The sequence below is a fragment of the Micromonospora sp. NPDC003944 genome, from assembly GCF_053605225.1.
In genome coordinates this window covers 25,202-42,117 of sequence record NZ_JBSGIV010000020.1, presented here as the reverse complement: position 1 = coordinate 42,117, position 16,916 = coordinate 25,202, and the positions used below count along the sequence as shown (strand labels likewise).

The 16,916-nt window shown below is 70.7% G+C and carries 13 protein-coding genes; 6 read left to right on the top strand and 7 right to left on the bottom strand.

Going from position 1 to position 16,916, the window contains the following annotated elements:
- The first annotated feature begins 78 nt into the window (after positions 1-78).
- The 3 genes from ACWER9_RS12775 to ACWER9_RS12765 all read left to right on the top strand — a co-directional run bounded on the left by ACWER9_RS12775 (position 79) and on the right by ACWER9_RS12765 (position 5,160).
- A complete protein-coding gene (locus ACWER9_RS12775) occupies positions 79-3,840 on the top strand; it encodes an nSTAND1 domain-containing NTPase (RefSeq protein WP_452301973.1) in 3,762 nt (1,253 codons plus the stop codon).
- 200 nt (positions 3,841-4,040) lie between these two features.
- Complete coding sequence (locus tag ACWER9_RS12770; protein ID WP_452301972.1) at positions 4,041-4,493, top strand: peptidoglycan-binding domain-containing protein; 453 nt, start codon at positions 4,041-4,043, stop codon at positions 4,491-4,493.
- Between the two features lie 196 nt (positions 4,494-4,689).
- Positions 4,690-5,160 (top strand): hypothetical protein, encoded by a 471-nt coding sequence (locus tag ACWER9_RS12765; protein WP_452301971.1) that lies wholly within the window; start codon positions 4,690-4,692, stop codon positions 5,158-5,160.
- A gap of 57 nt (positions 5,161-5,217) precedes the next feature.
- Here ACWER9_RS12765 and ACWER9_RS12760 read toward each other — a convergent pair whose 3' ends face one another.
- A complete protein-coding gene (locus ACWER9_RS12760; protein ID WP_452301970.1) occupies positions 5,218-6,069 on the bottom strand; it encodes a hypothetical protein in 852 nt (283 codons plus the stop codon).
- A 289-nt stretch (positions 6,070-6,358) separates the two neighbouring features.
- On the opposite strand from ACWER9_RS12760, the gene ACWER9_RS12755 reads away from it, so the two are divergent.
- From ACWER9_RS12755 to ACWER9_RS12745, 3 genes are all read left to right on the top strand, one after another.
- Positions 6,359-6,505 carry a hypothetical protein gene (locus ACWER9_RS12755; protein WP_452301969.1) on the top strand — a complete coding sequence of 49 codons (147 nt, stop codon included), beginning with the start codon at positions 6,359-6,361 and terminating at the stop codon, positions 6,503-6,505.
- Between the two features lie 92 nt (positions 6,506-6,597).
- Complete coding sequence (locus tag ACWER9_RS12750; RefSeq protein WP_452301968.1) at positions 6,598-7,680, top strand: hypothetical protein; 1,083 nt, start codon at positions 6,598-6,600, stop codon at positions 7,678-7,680.
- 119 nt (positions 7,681-7,799) lie between these two features.
- Positions 7,800-7,988, top strand: a complete 189-nt coding sequence (locus ACWER9_RS12745; protein ID WP_452301967.1) for a thiazolylpeptide-type bacteriocin — start codon at positions 7,800-7,802, stop codon at positions 7,986-7,988.
- 161 nt (positions 7,989-8,149) lie between these two features.
- Here the strand turns inward: ACWER9_RS12745 and ACWER9_RS12740 are convergent, their stop codons facing one another.
- The 6 genes from ACWER9_RS12740 to ACWER9_RS12715 are packed head-to-tail and all read right to left on the bottom strand — an operon-like array spanning position 8,150 to position 16,904.
- Entirely contained in the window at positions 8,150-10,123 is a 1,974-nt protein-coding gene (locus tag ACWER9_RS12740; RefSeq protein WP_452301966.1) for a TOMM precursor leader peptide-binding protein, read from the bottom strand.
- A complete protein-coding gene (locus ACWER9_RS12735) occupies positions 10,120-10,875 on the bottom strand; it encodes an ABC transporter permease (protein ID WP_452301965.1) in 756 nt (251 codons plus the stop codon). Before ACWER9_RS12735 ends, ACWER9_RS12740 begins: the two co-directional genes overlap by 4 nt.
- The gene (locus ACWER9_RS12730) at positions 10,872-11,786 is read right to left on the bottom strand and encodes an ABC transporter ATP-binding protein (RefSeq protein WP_452302027.1); all 915 of its coding nucleotides are present in this window, start codon (positions 11,784-11,786) and stop codon (positions 10,872-10,874) included. Before ACWER9_RS12730 ends, ACWER9_RS12735 begins: the two co-directional genes overlap by 4 nt.
- 50 nt (positions 11,787-11,836) lie before the next feature.
- Positions 11,837-13,072, bottom strand: a complete 1,236-nt coding sequence (locus ACWER9_RS12725; protein ID WP_452301964.1) for a hypothetical protein — start codon at positions 13,070-13,072, stop codon at positions 11,837-11,839.
- Complete coding sequence (locus tag ACWER9_RS12720; protein ID WP_452301963.1) at positions 13,069-14,127, bottom strand: lantibiotic dehydratase C-terminal domain-containing protein; 1,059 nt, start codon at positions 14,125-14,127, stop codon at positions 13,069-13,071. The genes ACWER9_RS12725 and ACWER9_RS12720 overlap by 4 nt, the downstream gene beginning before the upstream one ends.
- Positions 14,124-16,904: a lantibiotic dehydratase gene (locus ACWER9_RS12715; RefSeq protein ID WP_452301962.1), complete on the bottom strand. Its 2,781-nt coding sequence runs from the start codon at positions 16,902-16,904 to the stop codon at positions 14,124-14,126. The genes ACWER9_RS12720 and ACWER9_RS12715 overlap by 4 nt, the downstream gene beginning before the upstream one ends.
- Positions 16,905-16,916: the final 12 nt, after the last annotated feature.

The following is a 16,916-nucleotide window of genomic DNA, read 5'->3' as shown; positions in this document are numbered from 1 at the left end:
CGATCCGATGGGCGCCCGTGCCGAAGCTCGCCATGGTCGCGCGGCAAGAGTTACGGCCCAGCATGCGGAGGTGGGTGAGTGGGCCGTCCGGAGAAGCCGGTGGACCCGACGGCGGGCCCGGTGCAGCGGTTGGCGTGGCAGCTACGACAGGTGCGGGAGCACGCGGGCAACCCGAGCTATCGGCTGTTGGCTCGGCGCGCGCACTACTCGGCGAGCACGTTGGCGGACGCGGCGAAGGGTGACCGGCTGCCGTCGCTCGAGGTGACGCTCGCGTACGCCCAGGCCTGCGGCGGCGACCCGGCCGAGTGGCGGGCACGGTGGTCGGCCGTCGCCGAGTCGGCGAGAGCCCCCGGCACCGCCGGGAGCCCCGCCCAGCGCAGCCCGTACCAGGGGCTGACCGCGTTCCAGCCCGAGCAGGCCGAGCTGTTCTTCGGCCGTACGGAGCTGGTCGAGCGGCTGCTGGCACGGACCGATCAACGAAGCCTGAACGCCGTCGTCGGGGCCTCCGGTAGCGGCAAGTCCTCCCTGCTGCGGGCCGGTCTGCTGGGAGCCGTCGCCGCCGACCGTGGGCTCGCCGAGCGGTGGCGGACGATGTTGATGACGCCCACCGGACACCCGCTGGATGCGTTGGCCGCCGAGGTGGCGAAGGTGACCGGCAAGGATGCCCCCGAGATCCGCGAAGACCTGGCGGCGGACGCCGCCGCGCTCGACATCGCGGTGCGGAGCACTCTGGCGGGTGGGCCGCCGCAGGCCCGCGCGCTGCTGGTGGTGGATCAGTTCGAGGAGGTGTTCACCCTCTGCCCCGACAGGACGGAACGTCGCCGGTTCGTCGAGGCGCTGCTCGACGCCACCCAGGGTCCGGGCCGCCGCACCACGGTGGTGCTCGGGGTACGCGCCGACTTCCTCACCCACCTCCTGCAGTACCCGGACCTGGCCGCCGCGCTCGACGACGAGGCGTACCTGCTGGTGCGGCCGGTGAGCGCCACCGACCTGCGGGAGATCATCGTCCGGCCCGCCGCTGAGGTCGGCATGGGTGTCGAAGCCGACCTGGTCAGCACGGTGCTCGCCGATGCCGCCGACGAGCCGGGCGCGCTGCCGCTCGTCTCGCACGCGCTCCTCGAGACGTGGCAACGACGCAGCGGGGAGACCCTCACCCTGGCCGACTATCAGGCCAGCGGTGGCGTGCGCGGGGCGATCGCTCAGACTGCCGAGCGGGCCTACGGCGACTTCGGGGCAGCCGAGCAACAGTCGGCGCGTCGGGTCTTCCTGCGACTCACCGCACTCGGCGACGGCACCGAGGACACCCGGCGACCCATCGCGCGTACCGAGCTGGCCGGTATCGCCGACGAGGACGTGACCGCCCGCGTCCTGGACCAGCTGGCCACATCGCGCCTGGTGGTCATGGGCGACGGCACGGTGGAGGTGGCCCATGAGGCACTCATCCGGGCCTGGCCGCGGCTGCACCGATGGCTGACCGACGATCGCGCGAACCTGCTGGTCCACCGGCGGCTCACCGCGGCCGCACACACCTGGGCGACGCTCGACCACGATGCCGGAGCCCTGTACCGGGGAACCCAACTCCTGGGCGCACAGGCCCTGGCCGAGGAGCACCCGGAGGAACTCAACGAACTCGAAAGCTCCTTCCTGCACGCCAGCTCCGCCCTCGCCGAGTCCGAGCAGAACGTCGCCCGGCGTCAGGCCCGCCTGTTCAAGCGGTTCGTCGCAGGCATTTCCACGCTTCTCGTACTCGCCCTGCTCGGTGGCGGCGTCGCGCTACGGCAACGGCAGGACGCCCGCCGCCAGCAGGTGGTCACGCTCTCCGGTGAACTGTCGCTGCAAGCCCGATCCCTGCTCGCCACCGACCCCGATCTGGCCGGCCTGCTCGCCGTCGAGGCCGACCACCTCACCTCCAACACCGAGACCCAGGGCAGCGTGCTCAGCGCGGCGGCCGCGCCCCGCCGTACCGAACTCAACGTCGGCGGGCCGTCCATCTACACGGTCGCGTTCAACCCGGACCATTCCCTGTTGGCCTCCGCAGCCGGTGACGGCACCATCGGTTTGTGGGACCCCGCGCGTGGTGAGCGGATCGCCACCCTGTCGGGCCACACCGGGCGCACCGCGGACCTGGCCTTCGCGGATCAGGGCAGGTTGCTCGCCTCCGTGGGGATCGACAGGTCCATCATCATCTGGGACGTGGCGACGCGCCGACCGAAGACCCGGTTGACGGAGAACCACCTCGGGTCGGGCATGGCCTTCAGCCCCGACGGGACCAAACTCGCCGTCGGCCTCACCGGCGGCCCCGGCGCCGAGGCGCGTGCCGGCGACATCGCCCTCTACGATCTGCGCACCACAACGCGCACCCTGCTCCGTGAGCACCGCAGCCCGGTCAGATCGCTCACGTTCAGCCACGACGGCGCCATCCTGGTCTCCAGCGACGGAGTGGCGCACCCGGCCGCCTGGCGGGTCGCGACCGGCGCGGTGTTCGCCAGGATGCCCGCCGACCACGTCTTCTCGGTCGCCTTCGGCCCCTCGGGGTACGTCCTCGCGGGTTCCGCCGACGACCGCGGGGTGTACCTGTGGGATCTCGCTGGCGGTCAGCCGGTCAGCCTTCCGCCGCTACCGCTGGCCGGCCGCTACGCGTGGACCATCTCCGCCCCCACCGACAGCATCCTCGCCGTGGCCGACGAGAACGGCGCGATCACCATCTGGGACGTGCGACGCCGCGAGTCCCTGCAGACCTTTCAGGACCGCGGCCGCACCGAGACGGTCTCCGTCGCCCTGAGCCGGGACGGAACGATGCTCGCGTCCGCCGGCTTCAACGGAACCATCGTGCTCCACGACCTGGAGGACGCTCCGTTCAGCGGCTTCGCGGCACAGGTCAAAGACATGAAGATCAGCCCGGACGGCACCCGGGTCGCCTCGGCGGGCAGCGACGGCACCGTACGCCTCTGGGACACCGACGGTAGACAGGTGGCCGCCCTGACCGGGCACGCGGACGAGGTGCAGGCCGTCGCGTTCAGCCCCGACGGGCTCCGGCTCGCGGCCGTGACCCGGAACAACATCATCACCATCTGGGACCTCCAACGGCGACGACACGCCACCCGACCGATCGTGTCCAAGGGAGTCGGCGCGTCCACCGACGTCGCGTTCGACCCTGGTGGCCGTCTCGTCGCCGCAGCCACGCTCGGCCCCTTCATCTGGGACCTCGGCGACATCGACGATCCGACCGACATCACGGCCAGGTTCCCGGCGCAGATCGTCACGTCACTCGCCTTCACCCCGGACGGCCGCCGCCTCCTGGGCGCGAGTGTGGGCGGTTTCGTCAACACCTGGGACGTCCCCACCGGCAAACTTCTCAGCCGGGTGAGAAGCCAGCAGGGCACCGTGCAGGACATCGCGGTCAGCCCCGACGGAGCGCTCCTCGCGACCGCCGGCGACAGCCGTACCGTCAAGCTCTGGAACGCCGCGACCGGCGGCGAACTCGCCGTTCTGCACGGCCACACCGCGCCGGTCCAGGTCCTCGCCTTCAGCCGTGACGGCCGCAGGATCGCCTCCGCTGGCGACGACCGCACCATCGTCGTCTGGGACACCGTTGCCCGGCAACGCGTCGCGACCCTCAGCGGCCATGGTGCGAGAGTCCGCGGGCTCGCCTTCACTGCCGCCGGAACTCTCATCTCCGGTGCCGAGGACGGCCGGATCATCCGCTGGTCGTTCGACGTCCACGCCGCCCGGGCCCAGATCTGCGCCGCTGTCGGCCGTCAGCTGACCCGGCAGGAGTGGGCGACGCACATCCCATCCGAGCGGTACGACCCCTCCTGCGGCGCACCGCCGAGTCGCTGACCGAGCTGCGCAGGCGTCCGGAGGATTGTCCGACGTTGTTTGTCCGGTGCCGCCGCACTGTCGGACAACCTCGCCCCGGGCCAGCCTCACTCCAGGACACGAGCCGTGCGGCGGGTGTCCGCCGAGGAGTCCGACTGCCCGGGGGAACAGCCCGACGGGGGCCCGGGCACCGGACGACACCGCGACGAAGGAGAAACCTGATGAAGCGTTTGGCAGCACTGCTCGCACTGATCATGACCGTGCTCGCGGGCACACTCGTCGCCGCCAGCCCCGCCCAGGCTCGCAGTCAGCCGGAGTGCGAGTCCTACGACGTCGTCAGCAACCAGGCGGGCTATCAGGTCGCCGCGCCGGTCGGCAAGTACGGCGTTCTGCCGTGCTCGCTGGTCTGGGGCGACGCCGGGCCGGGCACGGTGGCTCTCCAATGGGCCCTGAACGACTGCTACCTCGCACCCGCCGGCAAGGCGCGGCTCGAAGATGACGGGGCGTTCGGCCAATTGACCTTCAACGCGCTGAAGTTCGCCCAGAGCAAGGCGGGCATCAGCGCGGACGGCCAGTTCGGGCCGCAGTCACGCGCGTCCCTGAAGTTCCCCGCCTACACGGGCGGAACCTACGGGACCCCCACCTGTGCCCGCCTCGGCCGTCCGCTGCCGTAACCACCACCCTGGGGGGGCCGCGCCGGCGGTGACAGCGCAACCTGTCACCGCCGGCTCGCGCATGGCCGGACCGGGATTGACCGTCGCCGACGACTTGTCCGTCGCCGGCCGACGACGGACAACCTTCGGGCTAGACAGACCTGGCCACGCGGCAGCCATCGGACGGCCTGCCGCAGCACCCATCGAAGGAGTCGACGTGCTGAAGAAATCCCCGGCAGGCTCTCGCGGTCGGACCGCGTTCCGCGCGGCCTGGATCGGTGGCATCGCCGCCCTGATGCTGCTCGTGCCGACCACCGCCCACGCGGCGAACGGCGGAGACCCCGCGGTCGGCAGTCCGTCCTGCGACACGCAGAGCGTCTCCCCGCACAACACCACGCTCCTGTACGACCCGGCCAACGGCGCGTACATGGGCAAGGCGTACCTGAACTACTCCTCGGGCTGCAAGACGGAGTGGACCATCGTCAAGACCGCGACCGGCTATCGCGGAGATCCTTCGATCTGGCTGCAGAGCGGTGGCGGCAACCTGACCGTCACGCCGACCAGCGGCCTGCGCACCCGCTGGAGCTATCAGCTGGCCAACATGCAGTACCAGGTCGGATGTGGCGGCGTGCAGATGTACCGGGACAACGGTTCGTGGGTCAACTGGTACCCGATCGGCTGCTACTGACGCCTGATCCCCCGGGGTGTGACGCCGGCGGCCCTGCGACACCACGGGCCGCCGGCGTCACACCCCGGTGACCGGTACGTCGGTCGCACAGACGGGTAGCCCGAGCCCGCCTCGGGATGCCGGGGTGAGGTAGACCTCGGCGATGAAACCCGCACGACCGTCGGCGAGCACGAGCCGATACCACAGGGCTGATCGCACCCGGTGGGGGTTGCGTTGGACCTCGGTCGAATCGAGGTTGTAGTTGGCCACTCGGGTTCCGGTGCGATGGCACGTCGCCACCACCGTGACACCGCTGCTGAGGAGAGTGTCCGGGATCATGCATCCATTCAGGCGGCACCGCGGTTCCGCACGAGTCGACAGATAGGCGGGCGTGGGGTCTTCGATGAGGGAGTCTCCACCAACGGCGATCATGTTCTGCACGATCACGACCGGCCCTGACGGCACCGCCGCCGCGGCTCTCGGTGAAGACTCGGTGGGGCGGGCCTCATTGTTCAGAAACAGCATTGTGACAACTGTCGCGACAACTGCGGAGACCACTACTCCCAGCACCAACGAAACCCGCCGCCGGTCCTGCCACCGTGGCTGTGGATGGTTGTCGTCGATCGGGAGGACCGTTGGCGCCGATTCGGGTTGGGAGCGCTCGGATGCCTGGTCACGCAGGCTCTCCCACCGCTGGCGCCAGTCGTTCGGGTCACCGCCACACGCCGTCACGAACTTCTGGACCGTGTGCCAGGTCGGTAGGTGGTCGCCGCCGGCCGCCTCAGCGAGGGCGGTCCTTGAGACATCGCCGACCCGCCGGGCCATGGTCAGGTATTTGGGATCACCCGCCGACGACCGCAGTTTGCGAAGCTCTGCGGCGAATGCGTGCAAGGGCTTGGTCACATCGAGCGTTCTTTGCGGCCTAGCCATGTCCGGCTCCTAGCAGCAGCTTGGGCACAAGCGGGCACAAAAATGCTAGATGTCGGCGTCAGACCAGTCGATGGCCGGCGGCATCCGCGCGAATCGGGTTTCCGTCACTCTCCACGATTGATCGCGCCCGTTTGCCGCTGCGTGGCGCTGGAGCAGCCCCGCCCGGACGTCCGGGAACTACGTGCCAGACAGCTTCTTCCATCTATTCGCCCTCGGTGACCTGGCCGCACAGTTAAGTCGTTCCGGACGGAACAGCCGGACGGACGACGCAAGGGAACTGGGGATCACAATGACGAAGAACGCGCTCTTCGCAAGCATCCTGGCCGCCACGATCGTGCTCCTCTTCCCGGCCGCGGCGAGTGCCGACGACAAGACCGACCCCACCGCGCCCCCGGTCACCGTCGTGGACAGCGGCAACTCGACGGCCTGGGACTGACCGTAGCGACCAAGACTCGCCCTGCCGGCCTTGGCGGTCCGCAGACGTGGGGATCGACCCGCCGAAGAACGCCGATGGAAGGCAGTTGACCGATGACCGAAGCAGTGCCGGTCACCCCCATCGCGGGACTGATCGTCGTCGGACCACGTTCGGAACACCCGCGACTGCACGATCTACTGACCGAGCGCACCGCCCTCTGGCGGCGGGCGCAGATCCTGACCGGTTCGGTGAGCGGCGGCAAACCGTGGACCGCCGGATCGGTCGAGGCCGCGGTGCGTGACGCCGTCCTGTCGGTGGACTGGGCCGACGACAGCACCGCGGCGATCGTGGACCCGGAGCATCGGGTCACGACACTGCTCGTACTACCCGGTGAGGGCCGGACCCGTTGGACCGGAATTCGGAGCCTGACCGACCTCGAATCGATGCCGACGGCTCCTCCCGTGCCAGGTGACGCCCTCGCGGCGGTGGCGCCGTGGGCGGGGCTGCTCGCGCCCGAACCGCTCGCGGCACATCACTCCTCGCAGATCTGCGTAGCTGCGGTGCGGACGTCCGACCCGGCTCAGCCCCGTCGAGGGCTGGGCTGGGCGACAAGGACGGACCTGGCGCTGCGGCACGCGGTGCTGGACGGCCTGCGGTCGATGTCGTCGGACGCGGTCCCGACATCCGGCCGCGCGGTGGTCGGCGCCTCGGGTTCGACGGAGTGGACGTGGCTCCTCGACGGCTCGCTCACCCTGCTGAGCGCGTACAGCCGGGATGCCCAGCGGCACTCTCTACCGGACACCGGTTTCGACGTCATCACCCGCCATGTCCCGCAGCTCAGCGGGCCGCTGCGGCTCGCGGCGGTCGTACGTCGGTCGTCACGTGCCGCCGTTGCGGCGGCCTGGGGCCGGCAGACCGAGGAGGCGATCGACTACGCCCTCACCGCGGCCCGCACCCGGGATCTCCTGCTCCCGGCCACCGCCCGGGAAGGGGTCGTCAGCCCACCGGAGACCGCCCCCCTGATCAGCGCCCTGTCCCCGGCCGATGTCCGTCGGCTGCTGCACGACATCCACGTCGCCGTCTTCGGCAGGTCCGGCCGGCGGGTGCTGGGGATCCGGGTCGCCGCCGACGCGTTGCTCGGCCCGCAGAACCTGGCGTGGGGGCCGGTCTGGCTCAGCTCAGCCGGTGACGCGTGATGTCAGTGGAGTGACAGCGAGACGTATGTCGATCGGCTACCGGCGGGCGATGGAATGGTTTCAGTCACCACGGCGGGCCGGACCGACAGGGACAGCCCAGACATCGCTGAGGAGTAGCAATGAGCATCGACGACAAGACCAACCTGGCCGACCTGGCGAACGAGATCCTCGAGCTGGAGTCGGAGACCTTCGAGATCTCGGACTACGCGGACGCGAGCGGTGTCCTGCTGGCCGTGGCCGCCTCGTGCAGCACCAGCTCCACCAGCACCTGCTCCAGCACCACCAGCACCACCTCCTGCTCGGCCTGATCGTCCCCGCGATCAGCAGCTCTCTCCCGAACGGCCCGGCTGGACGAAGACGTCCAGGCGGGCCGTTCGGTGTGTCGGGCACCGCCGTCGAAGAGGTGTGGCACCACACAGCGGCGCCCCGCCGGCAGCGGACCGGCGGGGCGCGACGCGTCGTGCGGCGTTCAGGGGAACGGGTGCGGGACCCTCCGGAGGTCGTGGTCGGTCAGGTCGCTGGCGCGCAGGCCGGCCCGCCGGGGCGCCGAGCGCAGCCGAGGCATCTGCAGGGCCCGTTGCCGGGCCCAGCCGAAGTCGATCGGCAGCAGCCCGGGAACGATCGTCGACACCGTGTGCAGGCCCATGCGGCGCTGTTCCGGGGTGGTCTGGTCGACCACGATCACGTCGAAGCCGGCCCGTTCCAGTTCGCGTTGGCAGGTCCGGAGGTCGAGCAGGAGGTCTCGGGAGTCCGGGTCGCCCGGGGGCCGGATGTCCTGGATCGGGAGGTGACCTGCCGGTGCGAGGTAGCTGCGGGCGTGTTCGGTCATCCGCGGCAGTCCGAACAGTTGGGGATGGTCGCCCAGGTTGGCGCAGAGGGTGTAGTCGTCAGCCATCGCGTCGAGTTCGTCCCGGCGCTCGTCGACCTGCCGGGACAGGTGCGGAATGTAGGTGAGCACCTCCGACAGCGCACCCTCGACGGCGGTCTCCGCATCGAGGCTGGCGCCGGCGGCGAAGGAGAGGGCCCCCGCGCCGCCGTCCCGCCGGACCGCGAGGCCGGTCACCACGGGTACGGCCAGGTCGACGCGGCTGTCGAAGGCGTGGACGTCGTAGCCCCGGAAGGCCGCCCGGTCCACCATGGCGCGCACCGCAGGGCTGCGGCACGAGTCGAGGTCGATCTCGGTGACCTCCAGGTTGCCGTACCAGGTGAGCAGGAACGCGTCGCGCTCGATGAGTTCGAGCAGACCGAAGAGGATGGCCTCCTCCAGGCAACTGCCGATCGCGCAGCCGTTCGAGGATTCGTAGACGAAGTTGTCGGCGGCCTGCCCGGAGGCGTAGTACGTGAGACGGGCCGGCACGAGCACGGGGCGGTCGTCGCGGAGGGAGTAACCCCACACCCACGGTATCGGCCGGTCCGGGTCGAACGGTTCGACCATCGGATCGGTCCGGTACGTCTGCGCGGAGTACTCCCCGCAGCTGCGCGGGTCGAGCGCGGTGTCCCCGAGGTCGGCGTACGCGGCGACGACCGGATCGGCCCGGCGCCGCTGGTGGGTGCCGGCGTACCGTTCGAGCCCCTCCAGATACGCGAGGTCCTTGCTGGTGCGAAACGAGTTGGCCTGCCCGCTCCAGCTGAAGTTGACGAGCCCGGCGTACCCGCGGATGAAGACGCTGCCGGTGACCGGGGAGGTGGTGGGCGAGGTGACGTCGAGCCAGGTGCCGGCACCGAGGCTGCCGCAGACCGGGTTCGCCATCGCCCCGGTGGTGAGGGGGTACGACGTTGTCGAGGTGAGCCGGTAGCTGCCCGGGTCCGGCTTGGGGCGCGACACCAGGTCGAGGGTGGCCAGGTGCGGGGTGGTCTCTTCGATCGGCGCGCAGTTGGCGCAGAGCGGATCGCTGAGCAGCGGAAACGTCAGCACGTGCAGCGTCTGGAGGTCGATCCGGGTGATCTGCGGCAGGCTGAGGTCGGCGGTGGTGTGCCAGCCTCCGGCGGCGCGGGGGCCGACGGCCCCGGACCAGCCGAGGACGGCCGCCTGGTACACCGACCAGACGGCGTCCACGACGTAGTCCGGGACGACCGGCCAGGTGCCGGCCGGGATGACGGTCTGACCGTGTTCGAGGGCCTCCCGTTCGGATCTGGTCCGCAACCGCTGCCACCGCATGGCGAGGCACTGGCCGCAGGCCTGGGTGTCCGGGGCACCGCCCCACGGGCCGACGAGCACGGCCTGGGCGGTGAGATGCACGTCCGCGGCGCCGCGGACGGACGCGAGCCGGGTGGCCGGCGCACCGAACACGTCCACCGCGCCGACGGTCTGCACCGCCGGTCCGGGACCGAGCGGGGCGTCCCCGACGTCACGTCGGAAACGGTCGGTGAGCGCTTGTTGCAGGGTCAGTCGGGCGAACTCCATCGGGATGGGGCGGCTGTCGGCTCGCGTCGTCGTGCTCACGAGTTGTTGCTCCAGCGGAAGGTCCGGACCGCGAGGAAGCCGAAGGCGACGGTGAACCCGGCGAGGGCCGCGCTGCTCACGCCGATGGTCGCAAGGTCGCCGCTGCCGGTCAGGGCGGTGGAGATGCCGTCGTTCATGTAGCGCAACGGCAGGGCGCGGGAGATGTTCTGTAGCCACCCGGGCATGAGGTCGAGCGGCAGGAAGGAGCCGGACAGGAACGCCATCGGCACCATGATCGTGTTGGCGACGGCGGCGACGGCCTCGGGAGTGTTGGCGCGGGATCCGACGACGACTCCCATGGAGAGGAACGCCGTCACGCCGAGCAGCAGCACGGGCAGGGCGAGGGGCCAGGTTCCGGCGAGGCTGAGGCCGAACACCGGAAGCAGGGCCACGCCGACGAAGAGCACCGCCTGCACCAGGCCGACCACGAGCGCGCCCGTGTAGCGCGAGGCGAGCACCGTGGTCAGGGGTGTGGGTGTCATCCGGATCAGGCGCAGGATGTCGTCGTTGCGCCACTGCATCAGCGTGAACGCGATGCCGAAGAGGGCGGCGTTGCCGACGCCCCAGGAGAGCACACCGGGCGCGATGTAGTCGATGTAGCTGCGCCCGGAGCCCTCCACCTCCTGTCCCGCGAAGATCAGGCCGAAGACCACGAGGAAGAGCAACGGGAAGGCGAAGGTGAAGAAGACGGTGGTCTTGTCGCGTACGGACGCCTTGTAGGTGGCCGTGCCCAGCGCGGCGAATGCGGTCATGAGCGCGTCTCCGATCCAGTGAGTTCCAGGTAGACGTCCTCGAGGGTGGCGGTGCGGGTCTGCACCTCGTCGAGGCCGATGAGGTCACCGACTGCCGCCAGGGTGGCGCCGGCCGCGCTGGTCTCCACCACCACGGAACTCCCCTCCACGGTGACCCGGACGACGCCGGGAAGAGCCCCGGCCTGGTCGGTGGAGATCTGGCCGACCGGCACCAGGACGCGGGTGGGTGCGTGCGCCGCGCCGACGAGCCGGTGCGGGGTGTCGAGTGCGATGACGGCGCCGGAGACGACGATGGCGACGCGGTCGCAGAGCGCCTCGGCCTCGTCGAGGTGGTGGGTGGTGTAGACGATCGTGCGGCCCTGTGCCTTCAGGTCGCGCAGCACCTGCCACAGGTCGCGGCGGGACTGCGCGTCGAGCGCCGCGGTGGGCTCGTCGAGGAAGACGAGTTCGGGCCCGTGGATGAGCGCGCCGGCGATGGCGAGCCGCTGCCGCTGTCCGCCGGAGAGGTCCCCGACCCGCTTGTCCGCCTCCCCGGACAGCCCGACCAGTTGTAGCGCGGGGCCGGCCGCCGTGGCGGGCAGTCCGTACAGGGCGGCCACCGTCGCGAGGTGCTCGCGGGCCGTCAGCCGGGCGAAGAACGCGCTCTTCTGCGTCTGTAGGCCGAGGCGGGGCAGTAGCGCCACGTTGCGGGGCCACGGGCGCATCCCGAGCACCTGGACCGTGCCGGCGTCGGCCTGACGCAGACCCTCCATGATCTCGATCAGGGTCGTCTTGCCGGCGCCGTTGGGGCCGAGGATGCCGAAGAACTCTCCACGTCGGATGGTCAGCGAGATGCCGTCGACGGCCGGCACGTCGCCGTACCGCTTGCGCACGTCGGTCAACACGACTGCCGACTCGGCGGCTGCCTCCACGATGAGTTCCTCGCTGCTCGGTGTCGACGATTCGATGGCCTGCGTGGTTGTCACTTCTGGACCTCTTCTCTCCGGCCGTCGGCCGGCTTGCGGGTCCCCGTGAACGACGGGCGGGGCACCACGAACAACATCCCGACGAGTACGGCGAGCCCGGCCGAGACGGCCCCGGCGACCGGCCCGAAGTGGGCGGTGGCGGTGCGCTCCGCGACCACCGCGACGGTCGTCACGATGCCCACCATCAGCGTGGCCGCGCCCAGGGCGTACCCGCAGTAGGCGATCCGGGCGGCCCGGGGATATGCCGCCAGGCCCGGTCCGCGGCCGACAAGCGCGGCAAGCGCCCGACCGGCGAAGCGTCGGCTGCCACTCGCGTAGTGCAGCATTCCCAGCGAGTGGGCGAGCATCTTGTAGCCGTCCATCGGTGGCAGCGGCAGCAGGAACAACGCGGCCTGGGCGAGCCCCAGCACCATGAACGCGCCGAGCAGCGTTCGGGCCGGCTCCCCCGCCGGCAGCAACAGCCAGGCCGGCAAGACCGGTAGCAGCAACAGCAGGTTCACCAGGATGCCGGCCGACGCGGTCGCCACCTGCTGACGGCGGGTCCGCAGGAACAGGTAGTCGTCGACCCGGCAGTACATGACGACCATGGGTAGTTGCCAGCGGATCCCGATCTCGCCGACCGTGGCGCCGAAGTGGTGCGCCACGACGCCGTGCCCGAGTTCGTGCAGGCCCATGGTGACCCACAGGGCGGTGGCGACCGCCATCAGCGCGAACGGGTCGTCGAGCACCCGGGCGGTGTCGTCGACCAGGGCTGGTCCGTGCCACACCACACCGACGAGCATCAGCAGGGTCGCCGCGATCGCGGGGACGAGGAACCAGCCCCGGAAGGTGAACGCGAGGAAGCGGTGCAGGCGCGCGGTGGTGGCGGAGGCGTCGCTGACCAGCCGTCGGGAGCCGCCGAGGTAGGTGCGCCGGGTCAGCGCTGGTGGACCGGCAGTCGGCGCCGGGCCTCCCTCGATGAGGCCCCGGACGGCCAGCAGGCCGAGGAGCTGTTGCCAGGCGGCCGGACCGAGGGACCGACCGAACGTTCGGCCGTACGCCTCAGCGATGTCCTCGCGCGACGTCGCCCCGTCGAGCCGAACGAGGACGAAGTGCTCCTTCACCCCGATCTCGAACGTCTTCCCGGCGGCGGGGTCGCGAACGAGGTGCACCGGCGTACCGTCGCGCACGTAGCGTTGGCTGATCTGGATGTCGGCTCGCGTCGCCGGCCCGGCGACGACGGCGGTGCTCATGCCTCCTCGCCATGCTCGCGCAGCGCCCGGCCCAGCATGTACGACAGGTACGCCTCATCGGTGATCGTGACGTGCAGCCGGTTGTTGGTCATGTGCATGTACGGCGACAACAGCAGCGGCAGGGCGGTCCGCGGGTCCGTGTGGATCTCGTCGCGGGTGTCGTCCCAGGACCGGAACACGAGCTGCCCGCGCTGGGCGAGATCGGCCGCCCGGTCGCGCAGCTCCAGGCAGTGTTCCGCCCAGCCGCGCAGCAGCCCGGGCAGGTCCCGGCCCCCGGTGGCCCGCAGTGAGTGCCGGATCTCGGCGAACCGCCTGCCGATCTCGGCGCCCATCGCGGCGTACTGCTGCTGGTACTCCTCGTCGCCCGCGTAGTTGGTGTCCGAGAACGCGGTGCGCCAGAACCTGTGGTAGCGGTCCAGATAGTCGACGAGGTCGGCGGTGTCCGGCAGGAAGCATGCCGACATCACCATCATCAGCTGCGCCGACGTGCCGAGCAGCACGGTGCGCAGGTGCAGGTTCTTCGTGCGGATGGCGTCGACGACCATCTCGCTGGACTGCGCGAAGTGCCACTCCGCGAGCGCGATCCCGGCTTCGCCGCCGTACTTGCCGTACTCCGGCTCGTACGGTTCGTAGCTGTAGGTGTTGTTCTCCCGCAGGTTCATCCGGCCGTCGCCACGCAGGTAGCTGGACTTCTGGTCGGCGGAGAACTCCATGTCGAACAGCGAGTTGTAGAAGTCCTCCAGGAATCCGGCATCCACCTGGTACAGCGCCGGCCGGACCCGCAGGTACTCGGTGATCGCCGTTTCCGCCCGCCGCTTCACCTCGGCGGTGGCCGCCACGGTCGTCGGCTTGAGCCGCAGCCGTACGTGCGGTCCCTCCAGCCAGTAGTTGATGAAGAAGTGGCCGGCGATCAGCCCGTCGGCCTGGAGCCCGCTGATCAGCGGACGCACGCACTGCACGAGCAGCGGCTGCGGGTTGGCCGCGTAGTAGATGTGAATGGCCTGCCACTGGCCGGTCGTCGCGTCCGTCGCGGGGTCGATGAGGGTCTGCGTCATGGCTGCCCGTCCTGTCGCATCGCGGGGGGAAGGATCGAAGGGGAACGGAGGGTCTCGACGGCCAGCTCGGCGACGTGCTCGCCGCGGCGCGACCGCACGTGCAGGGCGTCCTCGTCGGGGAGCATCTCCCGGAACACCACCCGCGCTCCCGGGCTCTGCAACAGTCCGTCGAGGGCGTACAGGGAGAGGTAGCTGGCGAAGTCGACGTACTGCGGCTTGCCGCTGCGCGACCGGCCGTCGGCGGAGGTCTCGGTGACCGTGGCGAACGTGCGGTCCGGCAGGGCGTGCGTCCGCCGCCAGCGCTGCCACGCCAGGAACCAGTCCTCGTCGGCGACCTGCGGCGACAGTCGGGGCAGGTCCTGGCCGTCGACCGTCCAGGCCCGGCGGCTCAACACCACGTTGCGGTGGCGTACCCGAGGCCGGTAGCGCACCCCGTCGCGGGGTTCCCCTTCGGGCACTCCGCCCCAGAGGTTCACCGGGGCCAGCGACGACGGCGACAGCAGCAGCAGGGTCCGGGGGATCTCCGGAAGGGCCAGCGGCACCAGATAGCCGAGGTAGACCGGGACGACCTCGCGGCCCAGGCGGTGTGAGCGCAGCACCAGGCGCTCCTCGGCCACGTCGTGCACCAGGTAGAGGTCGTCGAGGTGGAGTTGGTCCTCGGCCGGCACGGAGCTGGTCTCGCCCGGACAGACGATCTGGTAGCGGGTGAGCCGACCGTGCAGGTTGAGGTTGGTGACCACCGCACCGCCGGTGATCTCCGCGAGGACCGCGCCGTCCGGTTCGACCTCCGCCGCCTGCCGTAGCAGCTGTTGCGCCAGGCCGTCGGGCTCCAGCTCGTCCGGTGGAGCGTCGAAGCAGTGGGTGAAGCGGCTGAACGGGAAGAACAAGCCACCGTACGACTGATTGAGGACGGCGACCGGATCACCGGGCCGGTCCGCGAGCTGGACGAAGTGGCTCTGCGGGGCGAACCGGGTGGTCACCGGGGTCAGGTGCGCGGCGACGGCGTCGACTGTCTCCTCGTCGAGCCGGACCTCCCCCGCGTCCGCGGCCCCGGCCCAGACCGCGCGCATCCGGTCGACAAGCTCGCGGCGGGCGTCGTCGAGGGCGGTGATGCCGGGCAACCGCAGCCAGTTCACCTCCGGGACGTACTCGCCGTCCTCGAACGCCTTCGGACGCCCGTTGAACGTCAGGTACTGGTCGAAGAAGTCCTCGTGGAAGTCGTGCACCAGCTTCAGCAGGTCATCGCAGTGTCCGCCGCGGCCATACCGGGCCAGGAAGTACCCGGTGAACGTGACGCGCTGGGGCAGGGTCACGTCGAAGGCCGGCAGGATCCGTTCCACCGACCGCAGCGAGTCCGCGAGCAGCCCGGACCACGCCTGCCGGTCGAGCGCCAGGTCCTCGGCACCGGCCCGGACGTCCTCGTACAGCAGGGTCCGGGGCAGCGTGGCGCCCTCGTCACCGAGGCTGGTCTGCAGTTCGTGCAGGCTGGCCCGCAGCCGACCGAGCAGCTCCCGACGTTCGGTGTGATCCGCGAGCGCGTACCGCTGGACATCCGAGATCGGCTGGGTCAGCCCGTCGGCCAGCTCATCGGCCCACTGTCGTTCGATCGCCCGCAGGGCCTCCTGGAAACCGCGCAGCGGGTCACGGCTGTGCACGTCCGTCTGCAGGCAGGGGAACTGCAGCATACCGAGGTGCAGGAGCGCGGCCAGGTACCTGTCGCACTCGTCGGCGGTGGCCCGTTCCGTGGCCCCGAGCCATTCGGTGAGCTGACCGAACCTCAGGCCCGGGGTGCGTTCCATCATCCGCAGCATCCGTTCGAGAACGCCCGTACGCTGCAGGAAGTAGAGCCGGTCGGAGGCCGCGTCGAACGTCACCGCGGCGTTGTCGTCGCCGGTGGTGACCCAGCGGCTCACGAACCGTACGCGGTCTTCGTCGGTGCGCCACCCGGTGGCCGCCTGGACCGGCAGGTCCGCGCGACGCTGTGGGTCGGCCAGGACGAGGTCGACGAGCCGACCCAGCACGACCACGTTCAGCCGGGGGTGGCTGGACCAGTCGTCGGCCACGGTCACCAAGTGCTTGGCGTCTGCGTCCTCCGTTAGTCGACCGACCCCGACGCCGGTGAACGTGCTGAACGGGCTCGGTTTGCAGGCGGTGCGGTACAGGTAGGACAGCACCGAGCGGGTGATCCGCCGCTCCTTCTTGCCGGGTCGGTCGGCGCGGCCGCCGATGAACGCGTCGAGCTGCGCATCCAGCGACGGCGAGGCGAGCAGCACACCTCGGCGCAGCCGGTCCTCGGCGGCCAACTGGCGCAGCCGCGCGGTCGTGCCGGACAGCTCCGTGCCGACGATCCGTTCACCTTCGGCGCGCCTGTCGTCGAGTCTGCGCCGGGCCGCCAGCCAGCTGCCGAGCCGCTCGGCGGTGCTGGCGTTCAGCCCGGCCAGCAGGGTGACGGCGGCGTCCGCGTCCTGGGGCAGCCGGTTGTTGAACACCTGCCGCCGCAGCCGCAGCAGCTGACGGCGGACGAGGTCGTCGTCGTTGTCGTTGACCATGCCGTGCAGCAGGTCGCTGAGGTGGCTCGCCGTCTCGGCGAGCGACTCCTCCTCCTGCAGCACCTGCTCGGCCCACCGACAGCTGTCCGGGCAGCGGAGGGCGCCGACGGTGTCGAGCGGCAGGCCCGCGACCCGGGCCATCAGCCGGGGTTGCAGGGTCCAGCGGGTCCGCGTCGGTCCGCCGTCGGTGGTGGCCGGTTGGAGATCGGGTTCGGTGGTCAGGGTCATCACGGACTCCGT